Source organism: Limnoraphis robusta BA-68 BA1, assembly GCF_034932365.1.
GTDB lineage: Bacteria > Cyanobacteriota > Cyanobacteriia > Cyanobacteriales > Microcoleaceae > Capilliphycus > Capilliphycus robustus.
Genome location: NZ_JAYGHR010000079.1, coordinates 46,401 through 64,420 on the forward strand (window position 1 = coordinate 46,401; position 18,020 = coordinate 64,420).

9 protein-coding genes are annotated in these 18,020 nt (G+C 40.2%); 8 read left to right on the forward strand and 1 reads right to left on the reverse strand.

Features of this window, described 5'->3' with window-relative positions; all coding sequences use genetic code 11:
* The first annotated feature begins 393 nt into the window (after positions 1-393).
* The 6 genes from VB836_RS23295 to VB836_RS23320 all read left to right on the forward strand — a co-directional run bounded on the left by VB836_RS23295 (position 394) and on the right by VB836_RS23320 (position 12,555).
* A complete protein-coding gene (locus VB836_RS23295) occupies positions 394-756 on the forward strand; it encodes a response regulator transcription factor (RefSeq protein ID WP_046277114.1) in 363 nt (120 codons plus the stop codon).
* A 159-nt stretch (positions 757-915) separates the two neighbouring features.
* Positions 916-1,407 carry a chemotaxis protein CheW gene (locus VB836_RS23300; protein WP_323223005.1) on the forward strand — a complete coding sequence of 164 codons (492 nt, stop codon included), beginning with the start codon at positions 916-918 and terminating at the stop codon, positions 1,405-1,407.
* 54 nt (positions 1,408-1,461) lie between these two features.
* The gene (locus tag VB836_RS23305; RefSeq protein ID WP_323223006.1) at positions 1,462-5,439 is read left to right on the forward strand and encodes a GAF domain-containing protein; all 3,978 of its coding nucleotides are present in this window, start codon (positions 1,462-1,464) and stop codon (positions 5,437-5,439) included.
* A gap of 79 nt (positions 5,440-5,518) precedes the next feature.
* Complete coding sequence (locus tag VB836_RS23310) at positions 5,519-8,848, forward strand: hybrid sensor histidine kinase/response regulator (protein ID WP_323223008.1); 3,330 nt, start codon at positions 5,519-5,521, stop codon at positions 8,846-8,848.
* Between the two features lie 243 nt (positions 8,849-9,091).
* Entirely contained in the window at positions 9,092-10,690 is a 1,599-nt protein-coding gene (locus VB836_RS23315; RefSeq protein WP_323223009.1) for a glycosyltransferase family 39 protein, read from the forward strand.
* A gap of 248 nt (positions 10,691-10,938) precedes the next feature.
* Positions 10,939-12,555, forward strand: a complete 1,617-nt coding sequence (locus VB836_RS23320; RefSeq protein ID WP_323223011.1) for a peptide ligase PGM1-related protein — start codon at positions 10,939-10,941, stop codon at positions 12,553-12,555.
* 45 nt (positions 12,556-12,600) lie between these two features.
* On the opposite strand, the gene VB836_RS23325 is transcribed toward VB836_RS23320, so the two are convergent.
* Entirely contained in the window at positions 12,601-12,810 is a 210-nt protein-coding gene (locus VB836_RS23325) for a DUF6464 family protein (RefSeq protein ID WP_072075580.1), read from the reverse strand.
* Between the two features lie 543 nt (positions 12,811-13,353).
* Between VB836_RS23325 and VB836_RS23330 the strand changes: the two genes are divergently transcribed.
* On the forward strand, positions 13,354-16,056 hold the full coding sequence (locus VB836_RS23330) for a chloride channel protein (RefSeq protein WP_323223013.1): 2,703 nt from the start codon (positions 13,354-13,356) through the stop codon (positions 16,054-16,056).
* 293 nt (positions 16,057-16,349) lie between these two features.
* Entirely contained in the window at positions 16,350-17,495 is a 1,146-nt protein-coding gene (locus VB836_RS23335) for a glycosyltransferase family 4 protein (RefSeq protein WP_323223015.1), read from the forward strand.
* Positions 17,496-18,020: the final 525 nt, after the last annotated feature.

The following is an 18,020-nucleotide window of genomic DNA, read 5'->3' on the forward strand; positions in this document are numbered from 1 at the left end:
AGTATTTATATCCCCTGTTTCGAGTCCATTGAGGGGAACAAGCGCTCACATCTACTCAATTTTTTTCTAAATTGAGCCAAGAATGGGTTGAGAAATTGATTGTCTATTTTCGCATCTATTAGTTAGTGGTTAATCTGGTGTTTCGTTTCTCTATGATCTCTCTAAAAAGGTCGCTAAAAATGTCAGATATAGCAATTAAAGAAGAATTCAGAAGTCAGAATTTCTGAGTCAGCAATCAAATCAATTGAAGGTCGATTTAGACCCCAAGACTCATCCGCCAGTCGCACAGAATTAAATTCTGAATTCTGTCTCCTGACTCCTGACTACTTTATTGTTAAAATTTTGCGGTTCACATGAGCTGCCTTTTAATGAATGAACTTGGAGGTTTTTAAAATGGCTCACATTTTAGTAGTAGAAGATAGCACAACTGAAGCTAAAATCTTGACCGAATGCTTACAAAAATCAGGCTTTCATGTGTTGAGTGTGACTACAGCCGAAGCGGCTAAAGCGATGCTGGCTAAACAAAAATTTGATGCCATTTTGATGGATGTTGTTTTACCCGGACAAAGTGGCTTTGGTTTGTGTCGTGAACTCAAAAATCAGGAAAAAACCGCCGGAATTCCGATTGTCATTTGCTCCAGTAAATCAGAAAAATTTGATAAAAACTGGGGCTTAAAACAGGGAGCATCGGCTTATATCTGTAAACCCATTAATACAGAAGAAATTGTCAAAACGATCAAAGGATTAATCAAATAATATGAAGTTTAAACAAGAATGCTACAGATGGGAAGAGTGAGAGAGAGCGGGTTTATGTCGGTAGTTGGTGAGAAACATACATCTAGGTGAAACCCGCCCCTATAGCATCAATTATCGGTATAAAAGCGAGTTTTTTGGTGTTTCGCGTTTTTGCGTATTATGACTCCTCAATCTAGCATTCAAGAAACTGAAAACTTTCTGAGTTTCTCGATTACACCTAGTCTAAAAGCCATGTTACCGACACGGCAACTGGTTGAAATTATCAACATTGCCCCCCATGAAATTGTTCCGATTCCTGGAATGCCAGCCGAAGTCGTTGGCGTTTTTCCCTGGCAAGGTGAAGTTTTATGGGCAATTGATCTCAGCTACTGGATGGGATTTGAACCCTTGTTAACCGCTAAATTCAGCTCATCATTTTGTAGCATTTTAAAAGTCAAAACTCAAGGACAATCTCTCGGATTTTTAATTCATCAAGTCGGACAACTCCAGAATTGTGAAACTAAAAAAATCCAGTCTTATCCAGCAAATCTACCTGAAACCATTTTAAATCATCCAGCTCGAAATAACTGTATAAAAGGAGCTTGGCTGAATTACCAGGGTGAACGTTTACTCCTTTTAGATGCGGCTTTAATTCAGTTCCTTGAACATTAACAACTTTCAGAACTGATTTCGTATTAACTTACCCTTTGTATTCACCCATTAACCATGACAGCTTCACCCTTAAACCCTACCCATTCGAGCAACTTATCGAATAACCATTCTAAACCCTCCTATTCGGGAAACACTCAACCGTTTAACCCTCAAAATGGGATGGATAATTCAGCGATTATTCCGATTGTGGTGGATGCAGAAGCCCAATCCGTTTATTCACCCCAACAACGAACCGGATTAAAAGCCAAAACCACCGCTTTATCCCAAGAATTAACCACCTTACGCTCAAATATTGAGTATCGTATTAACCAACTGCAAAACTTAATCGAAAAAGAAGGAGCCGCAGCCGAACGAGCCGAACTAATTAATATTATCACCTCGCGGATGCGAGAATCTCTCAGCGTTGAAAGTATTTGTCAAACCGTCGTTGAAGACGCTCGTTTAGCCTTACAAAGTGATCGGGTGGTTGTTTATCGCTTCGATCCGACTTGGAAAGGTACAATGATCGCGGAGTCCGTCGATGCTCAATGGCCTTCTGCTTTGGGCGCTAAAATTGCCGATCCCTGTTTTGCCGAGCGCTATGTCGAATTTTATCAAAAAGGTCGAGTCAAAGCTACCCCCAATATTTACGAAGCTGGACTCACCGACTGTCATATTCGTCAACTCGAACCTTTCGCGGTTCAAGCTAATCTTGTCGCCCCAATTTTAGTTAAAAGCGCAGACAATCCCACAGGTTATCTCTACGGATTATTTATCGCCCATCAATGTAGTGAACCTCGGGTGTGGGTAGAAGCCGAAATCGAATTTTTCCGTCAATTGGCGATTCAAATTGGTTACGCGATTGACCAAGCTTTGCTCCTCCAAAAACAACAAGCCGCTACTCATCAAGCCCAACAAATTAACCATATTAACGCTCAAATTCGTAAATCTTTTGAAGTTGAGGATATTTTAGCCACCACTGTCGAAGAAACCCGGGCTGCACTCCACAGCGATCGCGTTTTAGTGTATGAATTTGATGCCAATTGGAAAGGGACTGTTATTGCTGAATCTGTTGATAGTAAATGGCCGACTGCATTAAGAGCCTTAATCGATGATCCTTGCTTTGCTCAACGCTATATTCAGCCCTATTTACGCGGACGAGTCGCCGCTACGGAAAACATCTTTGAAGCGGGTTTAACGGAATGTTATCTGAGTCAATTAGCACCTTTTGGAGTGAAAGCCAATCTGGTTGCGCCTATTTTAGTGAACCGAAAATTGATGGGATTATTGATTGCTCATCAATGTTCAGCGCCAAGAGCCTGGACAGAATTAGAAATAGATTTAATGCGAAAAGTTGCGGTGCAGTTGGGTTATGCCCTCGATCAAGCCTATCTCCTCGAACAACAACAAGCCACCGCCAAAAAAGCCAGACTTCTGAATGAAATTACGACTCAGTTTCGCAACTCTTACAACCCCGAAGAAGTGTTTGATCTTTTGGTTGAAGAAACCCGAGAGGCTATTAAAGCAGATCGAGTGATTATCTACCAATTTAATCAAAATTGGGAAGGCAAAGTTGTTGCTGAATCTGTTGATAGTAAATGGCCTGTAATTTTAGGAAAACAACTGGGTGATCCTTGCTTTGCTAACAACTTTGTCAAGCCCTATTTTCGAGGTCGAGTTAGCTCTGTAGATAATTTTCAGGAGTCAGGACACGCGGAATGTTACGCTGAAATGTTAGAACCTTGGGGTGTCAAAGCTAACATCGTGGCACCGATTATTGCGGAAACTAAACTACATGGATTGTTAATTATTCATCAATGTTCAAGTCCGCGTAAATGGAGCGAGTCGGATATTAACTTTACCAAACAACTGGCGATTCAAGTGGGTTTAGCGCTTGATCAAGCATTGCTATTACAAAAACAGCAAAACGCCGCCGAACAAGCCCGTCGCTTAAATATTATTAGTTCTCGCATTCGCGAATCTCTCAACTACAAAGATATTGTGAGTACCGCCGTTGAAGAAACAAAAGAGAGTTTGGGTGTTGATCGGGTTGTTGTTAATCAATTTAATCCCAATTGGACGGGAACAATTGTCGCCGAATCTGTGAATGCGGAACTGACAAAAACTTTGGGATTAGCAGTTGAAGACTTTTGTTTAGCGCAAAACTACATTAAACCCTATTTTCGAGGTCGAGTTAAAGTCACCAACGATGTTTATTCAGGTGAATTAACCGAATGTCAAGTCGGTCAGTTAGAATCTTTTGAAGTCAAGGCGATGGTGGTGGCGCCGATTATTGCCAAACAAAAATTACATGGGTTATTAATTGTGCATCAATGTACCCATGCGCGTCAGTGGAAACCCTACGAAGTTGAGTTAATTCAGCAGATTGCGATTCAAATTGGTTATGCTTTGGATCAAGCTTTCTTACTCGAAGAACAACAGGCTGCGACTCAACAAGCACGACTTTTAAGTGTGATTGGTTCTCGGATTCGTGAATCTCTTGATCCGCAACGGATTTTTCAGACAACTGTTGAAGAATCCCTAGAATTAATTAAAGCTGATCGCCTTGTTATTTATCGCTTTAACGAGGAGCAGAACGGTCAAACGGCTGTGACGCTGACTTGTGAGGCTGTTAAACCCTATTGTTTTCAAATTTTGGCTGAAAAAGACTCAAACTCAGAAGAAGACCGTCAACCGCTTTATGAGCTGCGTTTACCACTGGGCGTTGAACTGTTGAAACGCTATCGCCAAAGCCGAATCATGGTGATTGAAGATCTAGAAAAGGCCCCTCTAACTAAAGTTTATCAGGAGCAACTTCAGCAATGGCAAGTTAAATGTTTAGTGAGTGTGCCGATTTTTGTCAATCAAAGCTTGTATGGATTGATTGAAGCTCATCAATGTTTTGAAAAGTATAACTGGACTGAATCAGAAATTGAAGGGTTTAAACAGGTGGGATTACAAGTCGGTTATGCACTGGAACAGGCACAATTATTAACTCAAATTCAACAAGCCAGTCAGATCGCAGAACAAGCCCGTATTCAACAACAGCAAGAAAAAGAACAATTAGAGTCTCAAATCGAAGCGTTTTTAGGGGATATTGAAGCATCGTTTAATGGAGATTTAACGGTTCGGGCGCGAGTGAATGAAGGGGTCATGGGAACGGTTGCCGACTTTTTTAATGCCACCATTGAAAGTTTACAACAGCTTGTTTTAAAAGTACAATCGGGGGCGAATGTGGTGACGTCTACGGCGGTGGCGAGTGAACAAGATATTCAGAAGTTATCCAATGAAGCACTACGTCAAGCTGATGCAATGAATAACGCACTGAATCAAATTTCAATCATCGCAGATTCAATTCAAGCCGTGGCTAAAAATGCTCAGGCGGCTCAGTCAAAAGTGCGATCAGCATCGGAGATTTTGCAAAAAGGTGATCACGATATGAATGACACCGTTGAGAGTATTTTAGCCATCCAAAAAACAGTCTATATTACCGCTCGAAAAGTGAAAAATTTGGGAGAGGCTTCTCAGAAAATTTCTCGGGTGGTGAATTTAATTAATGAATTTGCCAATCAAACTCATGTTTTAGCCTTGAATGCTTCTGTTGAAAGTACCCGCATGAGTGAAGATGGTCATGGATTTGCCACAGTCGCCACTGAAGTCAGAACTTTAGCGGAACAATCCGCGAGTGCGACGCAAGAAATTGAGCAAATTGTTGAGGAAATTCAAGCTGAAACTCATGAAGTTGTCAGGGCGATGAAAGTGGGTTTAAAGCGGGTAATGACGGGAACTCAGCTTGTTAAACAAACTCGTCAAACGTTAACAGAATTGGTGGAGGTTAGTCATTTTATTCGAGATTTGGTTGAACAAATTGCCGATTCTGCAACCGAACAAGCGCAAACTTCAGGTCAACTTTCTCAGACGATTAAAGAAGTGGCTGTGATCGCTCGTTCGACTTCTGAACAATCTCTGCAAGTGGCGGATTCATTTACTCAATTGTTGGGGGTTGCAGGTCAATTGCAAACGGGTGTTTCTCAGTTCAAAGTTGAAAGTTAGAACAGTAACCCGTTATCAGTGATCAGTAAACAGTAAACAGATAATAACCAAAAGAACTGATAGCTGGTAGGGGTAATTTATGAATTACCCCTACAAGACTGTTCACTGTTCTAAACCCGCCTCTACAATTGATTTTTCCGCTTTCATCAAAAAAATACCTATTTTAAAGAGGAATATGTCAACGATTACTCAAGACAAATCTTACGAATTTTTTGTACAAGAATCTCTGGAATTATTACAAATTTTAGAACAGGGATTGATGAATCTTTCTCAATCCCATGACATTCAAAAACTTCATGGACTGATGCGGGCGGCTCATTCAATTAAAGGGGGAGCGGCTTGTGTGGGTTTGATGGGAATTCAACAAATTGCTCATCAATTAGAAAATGGGATTCGATCTTTATATCCAGAAGATACGGTTTTTGATTTAGAATTAGAAGAATTACTTTTACAGGCTTTTGATTGTTTAAAATCACCGATTATTGAACAAATTGAAACGGGTTACTGCGACGAAGAAAGCCCCTTGACTCGGGTTCAACCGATTGTTGAGAATCTAGAAGCTAAACTCGGATATCTCCTCGAAGAAGCGGTTGAACTTCCTGAAGTTCCCCTAGAAATGGATATGACGCTGTTTCTATTTGATCAAGAAGTTCCTGCGGGTTTACGCCGTATTCAAGATTTATTGGCTTCTCCTCCTCAAAATATTCAAGAAGAATTACACGCTCAATTTGAGGTGTTAGCAACTTTGGGGAGTATGTTAAACTTGTCTGGATTTACTGCGATCGCTCAAACCACTTTAGAGGCTTTACAACTTTATCCTGATTCTTATCAAGAAATTTCAAAAGTCGCTTTAACCGATCTTTGGACCGGACAAAAAGCTGTTTTAGAAGGGGATCGAAGTGAAGGAGGTAAACTGAGTTTGGCGTTAATTGAGTTGACAAAAGATAGAAGTCAAGAAGAAGTTTACGAAGAAGATATTCAGGTAGAAGAAGTTAATGAAACATCTCTACAGGAGTTGAGAAGTTCAGAGTTGGCTGAAATTTTGTTACAAGCTTTTGATGGTTTCCGAGTTCCACTGTTAGAAAAAGTCGAATCTGGTGACTATAATAATCAACAGGCGATCGCCACGATTTCTCCGATTTTACAGCAACTAGAAACCAAACTCGGATGTTCTCTCGAAGACACCGAAAAACTTAACAATCTTTGCTTTTTAGATGAACAACTTGAGAAAGTTAGCGATGAAGAAGAGGTCAACTTAAACGGTTCACAAGTTAAACCAAAATCTAATATTAGCGAAGAAATTAAAACTCAGGTTGAGATGTTCGCTACTTTGGGAAATATGTTAAATATACCAGAGTTTTGCGCGATCGCTCAAACAACTTTAGCCCAGTTAGAAACTAATCCGCTCTCTCATTTAAAAATTGGTGTACTGGCTTTAGCGCAATTTTGGACAGTACAAAAAACGATACTTACAGATAAAAAATCAGAAGTTCAACAAGAAGTTCAAAAAATAGCTTCTCCGACTCCAGTGACTTCCCCAGTTTCTTCCGCCATGTCATTGGGGGTTAGAGTTGATGTGAGTCGTTTGGATCTGATTAATAATTTAGTGGGAGAACTTGCAACTCAAGACAATAGTTTCCTGTTAAATAATCAAAAATCACAAACCGCTTTTGAACGCTTAGAGAGTCTTCGAGATCAACTTCGGAAAAGCTTAGTCAAAGCTCAAAATCATACAGATTTTTATCGTTCTAATGATCAATCTAATCAAGAGGAAGATCGTCAAGTCTCCAAATCCATTAATGTTTTAGTTCAAAGGACATTAGAAGAACTGGATCAAGTTCGAGAAGTGATTTATGATATGAAGTGGTTAACCCTTCAAAGTCAACAAATTATTAAAAAACGCCAACAAACCTTACACAAGCTTCAAAAGCATCTGACAGAAACCCGAATGTTACCTGTAGAGTCACTCTTGAATCGATTTCCTCGGATGATTCGAGATTTATCAATTCGTGAACAAAAGCAAGTTAAACTCGAACTTAAAGGTAAAAAAACCTTGGTTGATAAAGCAATTTTAGAGAAATTATATGATCCTTTAGTTCATCTCATTCGTAATGCTTTTGATCATGGAATTGAACCCCCCGCAGTTCGTCAGTTGAGAGGAAAAACCGTTGAGGGAAAAATAGAAATAAAAGCCTATCAACAGGGAAACTATACCTATTTAGAAATCAAAGATGACGGTCAAGGAATTGATCTTGAAAAAATTCGTTCTAAAGCCATTTATAAAGGCATAATTTCCAGTAAAGAAGCAGAAAAACTATCTAAAAATCAAATTTATGAATTCTTGTTTTATCCAGATTTTTCAACAAGGGAAAAAGTTAGCAATTTATCAGGTCGAGGAGTCGGTTTAGAAGCGGTTCGCAATCAAATTGAAGCCTTAAAAGGATATATTACCATTCAGTCAGAACTTGGAAAAGGCACAACGTTTACTCTACGTTTACCTTGGACGCTGACCATTACAAAGTTATTAGTCTTTGAAATTGCTGAAAGTTTATTTGCGATTCCTCTAGATACCTTAGCCGGAATTGTCTCAGCATCTTCTCAAGATATTCAGATAGATAGTCAACGAGAATTCTATAATTGGTGTGGGCAGAAAATCCCGTTAGTTCAGTCTGTTTTATTGAACTATAATTATCCAAATCAAATAAAATTAAATCAAAAAAATAATCATGTTAATTTAAAAATAAATGAAAAATCTACAGTAAATAAAAATTATATACTGCTCTTAATTTCCCAAGGATTAGACACAGTAGCCTTAAAAATAGACCAGGTTTTAATGGAACAAAACCTAACCATTAAACCTTTTGGTGAAATCTTGAATTCGCCTTCCTACTTCTACGGTTGTACGATTTTAGGAGATGGTCGTTTAGTTCCTGTGATTGATAGTCCAGAATTATTAGCCTATTGGCATCAACAACAGCAATCTGCTGTTAATCAGCTAAAAATATTGCCGAATCGAGTTCAATCTAATCCTTCAAAATCTTCAACAGTTTTAGTAATTGATGATTCGATTACCACTCGTCAATCCTTATCTACAATGTTGCGAAAAGAGGGATATCATGTTCTGCAAGCTAACAATGGTAAAGAAGGATTAAAACAGCTCGAAAAACAAAGTCAAGTTGCAATTGTGATTTGTGATTTAGAAATGCCAGAAATGAATGGATTTGAATTTTTAGGTCACTGTCGCCGTCAATTTTCAAGCGATGTACTGCCTGTATTAATCCTCACCTCCCGCAATAATGAGCGTCATCGGAAACTCGCAAAACAATTAGGCTCAAATGACTACATTACTAAACCCTGGAATGAAAAAGAATTAATGAAAATTTTACAGCAACACCTGGTTCGTTGTTGAATCTATCCATGATTTGAAAAGTCACTTATTCATTGACAATCGCCAGAACTTTTTCATCAAAAACAGGATGGAGAGTCAAACACAGGGGAGGATGCCCGAGAAACGGCTCACTCCCTTCTATAGATCTGCCAAAATATGATAAACTAAGCTCATTTCTCAACAATGCTGAGAAATACACGCTAAAAATTAAACGTGACGGCATTGGAGAGTGTATCATTTATCATTGTAACTTTTGATTGAAAAATGTTCTCTCGATATAAGTTGTTTACAGGGACTCGGCATCGATATCTTGTCATTTTATTAGTGATTTCTATTCTTATCGGTGTAGTTTTTCGTTTTATAGAACTAGATCGAAAAGTATTCTGGCATGATGAAGTCTATACCAACTTTAGGGTATCAGGATTGACGCTCACAAAAGTTTATCCCGAATTTTTTGATAATCAAATTGTTGCAGCCCCCTCACTCCTAAACTACCAACGCATTCAACCTAATACCAACTTTATCGATACGATAAATTCCTTAATTATCGATGATCCTCAACATCCTCCGCTCTACTTTCTCATGGCTCGGGGTTGGATGTCTATTTTTGGAAGTTCGATAACCGCATCTCGTTTTTTACCTGCATTATTGAGTTTATTGGCATTACCGTTCATGTACGGTTTAGCTTTGGAATTATTTGGTTCTCATTTCACAGCTTTACTAGCGACAGCCTTTTTATCTTTATCTCCTATTGATATTATCCATGCTCAAACTGCACGACAATATGGTTTACTCACTGTATTCATCATTGCCAGTAATTATTTACTCCTCAAATCAATTCGTTCAAGCGGTTGGTTATTTTGGGGGCTTTATAGTTTAGCTTGTACGTTAGGACTCTATACACATCCTTTTTTTGGCTTAACTATTATTGCTCAATTTGCCTATATTTTTCTCCTGGTTTCTTCATCTCGACTGAAAAAAGACTCCCTCTATTTATTGCTCAAATTCTTCAGTGCTTTAGTTGTCGCTGTGATTTTATTCAGTCCTTGGATTCATGTGATGATTTCCAATTTGCAACGAGCAATCGATACAACCAATTGGACTCAAGCTTCTCTCAGTCTGTTAGATTTAATCAAATATTGGATACTCAGCTTTACCTCCCTATTGATCGATATTGATTTTGGATTTAATAATCCTTGGACTTATCTCTTAAGACTACCATTTTTAACTCTTATTCTAATCGGTTTGTATCAAGTTTGTGAACGAACACCTGCCTTGACTCGACAATTTATTCTCACTTCAATTTTCGTCCCTTTCCTGATTTTAGTTTTACCCGATTTACTAATGGGAGGACAACGTTCATCTGTTACTCGTTATCTCGTTTCTTGCTTTCCCGGTATTCAACTTGCGGTAACTTATTTATTTGCTGTTCACATTAATAGTGGTAGATTTTCATGGGTTGATGGCGTGGGTTTGTGGCGAGGAATGTTAGCACTTTGTTTGACTGCTAGCATTATTTCTGCGAGTCTGAGTGCTTATTCAGAAACTTGGTGGTCTAAAAGCCTCAGCTATTGGAATCCCGAAATTGCTCGTCAGATTAATGTGCCTAATTTCCCTTATGTTGTCACCGATCAAGGGGATAACTATATTAATTTTGGAGAGACAATTTCATTAAGTTATTTACTCGATAAAGACGTTAAATTTATCTTAATGAGTCAGCAACCCCAGTTATCTTTGATTCCTAAATATAAAAGGGTTTTCATCCTTCGACCTTCAACTTCCTTACGAAAAACCCTCGAACAGAAAGGATATCAACTCGAATTAATCTTTGAACCGGGAGATCTGTGGAAACTACGTCCATAGTTATATAGCCATTTTCACCTCGGATCAGGTACACTCAATCATTATCTGTGGATACCAGCCAACCAGGAGAAACAGATTTCTATCAAGAATAACAGATGGGTGACTCAGGAGCAAAACCAAGAATCTATACTTCTTACCATTTTGAGAAGAAACTTTAAGCCATTGTTTGAGATTCTTGTCGAAACCCACATCTTCTGACGATTCCTCAACTAAAATTAAAATATTCATTCAGATTATCGGGGGGTTTTATGTCAGCATCTAGCAGTTCCTCAGAAGAGATTATTAAACAATTTCAGTCTCTACAAAATCAACTCCGTCAGCAAGTTTCCGTAGATAAACTGAGTTTAGATGACTACGATGTTTTAGTGATTCCATCCGTCACCCTCGATCAACAACAACTCCAAAAAATTCCCGGTGTTCATCTATACGAGGAACGATTGCTATTTTCATTAATTCGCTTGCGAAACCCCCGAATTCGTCTAATTTATGTGACCTCTCAACCCATTCATCCTCGGGTCATCGATTACTATTTGCATTTAATACCGGGAATTAAACTTCCTCATGCACGCGATCGCTTATTACTCTTCTCAACTTATGATAGTTCTTCCCAGTCTCTCACCGAAAAAATCCTCAAACGTCCCCGTTTAATCGAACGAATTGCTAACGTTTTGCGTCCAAAACAATCTTACATGGTTTGCTACAATTCTACTTCTTTTGAACGAGAACTTTCAGTTTTATTAGGAATCCCTTTATTAGCGGCTGATCCCGATTTGCTACACTGGGGAACCAAAAGCGGAAGTCGGCAAATTTTTGCAGAGTGTAATATTCCTCATGCAGATGGGAGTTCCTTAGTTTTTACCGGAGAAGATTTAGTCGAAGTTGCAACAGATTTATGGGAACGTAAACCCCAATTAAAACGTCTAGTTGTAAAATTGAATGAAGGATTTTCTGGTGAAGGAAATGCGTTATTAGATTTACCTCAAATTGAAGAATTAACCCGACAAAAACGCCTAAAAACGATTCGCGATCGCTTACCAAAATTGCGGTTTCAAGCCCCCGATGAAACCTGGGAAAAATTTCAGAAGAGAATTGCCGATCTCGGAGCCATTGTTGAAGCCTTTATCGAAGGAGAAATAAAGCGATCGCCCAGTGTTCAATGCTTAATTCATCCTAATAATACTGTTGAAATTCTCTCAACTCACGACCAAATTTTAGGAGGGCCAGATGGTCAAATTTTTGAAGGCTGTCGATTTCCAGCCGATCAAGCCTATCGATTGCGTTTGCAAGAAATGGGTCAAAAAGTGGGCGAAAACTTAGCACAAAAAGGGGCTTTAGAACGGTTTGGCTTAGATTTTATAACAGTACGTCGGGATGATGGAGAGAATGAAGCTTGGGAGATTTATGCAATAGAAATAAACTTGCGTCGAGGAGGAACAACCCATCCGTTTATGACCTTAAAACTCCTAACCAACGGACATTATGACTGTTCAACAGGTTTATTTTATAGCCAACAAGGAAAGCAAAAATTTTATAGGGCTTCTGATAATTTACAGAGTCAACGCTATCAGGGATTACTCCCCGATGACTTAATGGATATTGTCGCCGATCATCACTTACATTTTGACAGCAGCACAGAAACTGGAACCGTCTTTCATTTAATAGGATGTTTATCGGAATTTGGAAAATTGGGGTTAACCTGTATTGGCAATTCCCCCCAACAAGCCCAGGAAATTTATCACCAAGTCGTTGAAGTTTTAGATCAAGAAACAGAAGCGGTAAACCCAGAAAATCAACAGCCTTTATTGAGAATTACGCAATCGGCGGCTGAGGTTAAAGAATGGGAGTGTTTCTCTCAAAATAAATAGCCAAATTCTAGGCGATCTTTCAGGATAAAGGTTGAGATACTAACATTATTTAGGATGATAATCCTGGCACTCCGAACAAGGGCCACTGGGATTAATCGCACAAAGCAAAAAAGCAGAATGAGCATTATATTTGCACGTCGTTCGCTTATCAATTTTTTTTGATAAAATGCGATGGCGTTGTTCGTGGTATTCTATAAGACGTTTAATCTGGTGGTAGGACTGTAACCGCATCCGGTTCATACCGATATTGCTCATATTCCCATCTCCCCAATATTTGCAACCCGGTGAGCATCTATGCTGCTCGATTTTGCATGAATCAGTTAGGGTTAATTTTAACATTTTTTTAGACCGGAGTTCGGCCACGATAATATATGGCAGGGGAAGCAGGGCAAGCGGGGGAAGTAGGGGAAGCGGAGAAGCTGATAACTGATAACTGTCCCCACTGGTCACTGGTCACTGATAACTGGTCACTGGTCACTGATAACTGGTCACTGGTCACTGGTCACTGATAACTGATAACTGGTCACTGATAACTGGTCACTGGTCACTGGTCACTGGTCACTGATAACTGATAACTGATAACTGGTCACTGGTCACTGGTCACTGATAACTGGTCACTGTAAAAACTGGTCACTGTAAAAACTGGTCACTGTAAAAACTGGTGATTGATAAAGAGAGTCTGTAGCGAACATTGTCATACTCAAAAGTGGGGTAGCTTGAGGAAAATTGCATCAGTCAAACCCATGACTCTTGATCCTAGCTGATATCCTGACAATAGGCCCCAGTCCTCAATATTATATGTTGCGAATTTCTATTCCTGAACAGCTTTCAAAACAGTTCAAAGTTGTCGCGACTCAAGTCCTACAACCCAACTCTCCCAGACGCTTTGCCATCCTTGAAGCCTGTCTCATCGGTTTAGTTTCTGGACTTGCAGCCTTTTTCTTACGAGAAGGAGCGGGATGGTTAGGGTCATGGCGGATGTATGGTTCCCTCTACGGCCCCCTACCAACTTGGGTGTTTTTACCGGCTGTTGGCTTAATAGGCGGCTTTACAACAGGATTTTTAGTCGAACGATTTGCCCCCGAAACCACCGGAAGCGGCGTTCCTCAAGTCAAAGCAGCTTTAAGTGGAATACCCATTTCTTTAGATTTGCGAGTCGCCATCTCCAAACTTCTGGGGACGATGTTTACAATGGGTTCCGGTTTAACCCTGGGACGACAAGGGCCAACCGTTCAAATCGGCGCCGCCTTAGCCGCTTGGATAGGGCGTTGGGTACCGACTTCCCCCAACTACAGACGCCAGATTGTCGCCTGTGGTGCCGCCGCCGGGTTAGCCGCAGGCTTTAACGCCCCCATTGCGGGAGTTTTATTTGTCGTTGAAGACTTACTCCACGACATTTCCGGCCTCACCCTCGGCCCTGCGATTATCGCTTCGTTTATTGGGGCGGTGGTTTCCCGCATCTTAGAAGGTCGAAATCCCGACTTTGAAACCCACTCAGCAGCACTGCTACAACGCTACTCAGAGCAATCGTTCCTACAACTGGGTGAAATTCCCTTTTATATCATTTTAGGCATCACCGCAGGTTTACTCGGCACCCTATTTAGCCGAGGAATTGTCTCTTCCCTCAAATTTAGCCGCCGAACCTTTCGCTTAGGATTACCTGTACGAATGGCATTAGCAGGGTTTTTGTGTGGGTTAATTGTTTCTTTTTTGCCGATGGAATTTCGCAACAATGCAGGTTTACGAGAAGTCATTCTGCGTGGGGATATTGTCTGGACGACCATCGCCCTCGCCTTTGTCGCTCATTTTGCCCTGACAACTATTGCGGCAAGTTCTTCAGCACCCGGAGGTTTATTTGCCCCCTCGCTGGTTTTGGGGGCGGCTTTGGGGAAATTGATTGGCATCTGGGAATTTAACTTAGTGGGCTTGGAACCCTCGACAACCTTTGCCTATGCGGGAATGGGGGCTTTCTTTTGTGCGGTGTCTCGCACGCCGATTACTGCGGTTGTAATTGTTTTTGAGATTACCCAAGATTTTAACTTGGTGTTGCAATTAATGATTTGTTCGATTGTCGCCTACTTTGTCTCCGATAAAATTGATAAACAGTCTCTCTATGATCGCCTATTACAATTAAGTGGTATTGAGTTAAAAGAAGATGACCTTGAGCGCCAAGCCTGGAAACAGTTAAAAGCAAGAGATGTCATGCAGCGTCAGGTAGAAACTCTATCGGTTCATCAAACGTTCTTAGAAGTTAGACAAGAATTTTCTCGTTCACAACACCGAGGCTTTCCCGTCGTTGAAGATGGCAAACTGGTTGGGATTGTTACTCAAAGAGATTTGAGCAATGCGAGTAAGCAAAATTTGCCCGAGGAGACTCCCTTAAGCAAGTTTATGACCGCTAAACCGATTACAATTGCTCCGGAGGAAACGCTCAGTCAAGTGGTTTATCTGTTAGCTAAATATAAACCCAGTCGCCTCCCGGTTGTTGAAGGTCGTCATCTGGTGGGAATTATCACCCGCAGCGATATTATTAAAGCAGAATTGGGCTTGATTAGTGGAGAAGATACTCAGGTGGGTTTGCATCCAGAACCTTCCTATATCGTCTATCAAACGCGAGCGCCTCAACTCGGAAAAGGACGGATGTTGGTTTCTCTCTACAACCCGACAACAGCACCCGCTCTATTAGAAATTGCCGCCGCGATCGCCAGAGAACGAAATTATGAGATAGAATGCCTGAATGTGATTACGATTCCCCGTCATCGTTCGCCCAGTGAAACCTCTGTTAAACTCACCAAAAGTCGGCGTTTGATGCGACAAGCTGAACAAATGGGCCGAGCCTGGGGAATTCCGATTCATACTCAAGTTCGAGTCACTCACGATATTGCTCAAGCCATTCTCGAAACGACGAAAGAGCGACATATTGATTTGATTTTGATGGGTTGGCAGGGTAAATCTTCGACGACTGATCGTGTTTTTGGGAATGTCGTTGATGTGATTATCCGACAGGTGGGTTCTGAAGTAATTTTAGTCAAATGGCCCCACGTGGTTGATCCTTTTAATACGAAACGAAAACTCCGGTTACATTCTTTGTCAGGTTGGCAACGTTGGTTAGTACCCATACGTGATGATCCGAAAGACTCTGTTGCAGTACAACTTTTACCTGCTTTGATGCAGTTGAGTCATCAACCGGAAATTCGACTGTTAAAAGTGATGAGTAAAGCGATTACGACTCCTGAAAAACGAGTTTGGGAAGATACTTCTGATGAGTTGAGTTCTCTATTGAATGCTAATGTTAGAATGACTGCTGTTACTTCTGATTTTGTCCCCGAGGCGGTGATTGATTTTGCCTATCGTGAACATTGTGATGTTGTGGTTTTAGGCGCCAGTCGTGAAGGGATGCTCAAACAGGTGATTCAGGGTAATATTCCTGAAGCGATCGCTCGCAATTGTGATTGTACTGTAATTTTGGTTCGTCCGGCAATTGGTCAAGCTACTGAGTAAGTCTTTACAGTTTACAGTGATGCAGTTATAGCGCTACGCGCTAGGCAAAAGGCAACAGGCAAGAGGTGAAGCAGTGCGATCTTGGTGGTTTCCATCAAGGAGCGCAAACTTGCGGCTTGGCGGTTTCCGTCGAGAGCAAAGTTTGCAAGAGAGCAACTGCTGAACCCGAAGGGCAAAAGTGCCAGCAGAAAATATTTTCAGCATTTACCAATGTCCTAACCGTTATGCGTAGTGCTATATCAGTTCTTTTCCTGGTCATCTGTTACCTATTCACTGTTTACTGAAACCTCTTCATGGTCACTGTTTTCATGGTTCATTTTAATGTCAATTTCAAATATTTTAATTCCTTTGCTGATATCACGCTCAGTTTAGCTAAAACCCTGTTTGAACTTGGGGTTCCTGTTTCTATAGAACCCTCAGAAATCTCCGGGGATGCTTTAAAAGTGATCAGTGATCAAGAGAAAAAGCTGCTAGACTATTTGATGAAACAATCCCCTTCAGAACTGTTTCAAATTAAATGGTCACACTATTGGGAAACGGTGCGAAATATTCAGCTTAGAGGTCATCTCAATTTTGAACTTTTTGCCATCAATTATGAATTTTCCCAGAATTCTAAATCCTGTGATGATTGGATGCAATCAACCCTTCATAATTCCTATCACAAATTAGCCGTTAGTCACTATTGTAAACAAGTTTTATTACAAGCAGGTTGTCCCGAATCAGAGGTTTCAGTTTTACCTTTGGGAGCAAATCCCCTTTTCTTCAATTCTTCAGAACTAGAATCTCAAGTCAATCAACAAAAATCACCCCAAATTAAACGGTTTTTACATTTAACAAACTCCTGGGATTTATATCGGTTTGGTACGGATTTACTTTTACCTGCATTTTGTGAAGAATTTTGGGGCAATCCTCATGTACTTTTAGTGATCAAAGATGGCGGAAGCAATAATCAAAACGTGACCGAAATAGTTGTCAATCTTCGTCGAAAATTTGGAGATAAAATGCCCAATATTTATATCCTCCGAAAACTCCTAAATAAAACGAATTTAGCCCAATTATATTGGTTTTCAGATGTCGTTGTTGCTCCCTTTCGTGGGGAAGGATTTGCTATTAAAATTCTCGATGCTTTCGCCGCAGGTTTACCTGTGATTATGCCCCTTTATGGCGGGCCGACTGAATATGCGAACCCAACAAACTGCTATCCGATTGAATATGATTTAGTACCCGTCGGTAACTGTTATGATACTCAATTTTTTAAACCTAAAAATAAACCCCATTGGGCCGAACCTAAAATTGAGTCTTTGAGACAACAACTACATCGGGTAATAAATGATGAAAATCAAGCTTTAATTCGTCAAAGAGCCAAAGAAACAGCACAACAATTTTCTTGGGAAATCACCGCTCAAAAGCTGTTTGCCTTGATGAGAAAATTATCTTAAAAAGTCGGTTCAAAAGGATAGGTTTTGAAAACATATACTTCGATCCTTGCCTTCAGTCTCAACTCGACCTTGACAAAACCAGAGAGTGGAGATTATAGTAAGCTTGGGGGGAGTATATTAACGACTTTCTTCCGATCAACTCAAAAGAAACAAGACATCCTTTAGAAAAAGGGTAAATCCCTCCTTGGAGGTGGAATCCTTCTTTACTTAGCAGAGTTAAGCGTTTGGTCAACAAAAATCAGGTTCGGTTGCTTTCCAGGAGCCAGAGGTCGAACTGGCGACACCTTTCAACCTGATTCGATTTAGAGAAAAACCAAGAAACCTAAAAACAGGTCAATTTTTTTATGAGTGTCTAACTTGAGAACATTAAATTTTTGGCAATCTTGAAAGGTTGCTGAAGTTTGTTGTTCTCTTTTTCACAATTATATTTTTGGAATTTAGGAAATGAGTTTGCGGGTAATTCTCTTAGGGAATGAGAGTATTTCGGCAAATTTCAACTCAATTCCGAAGGATTTTTATTACCAA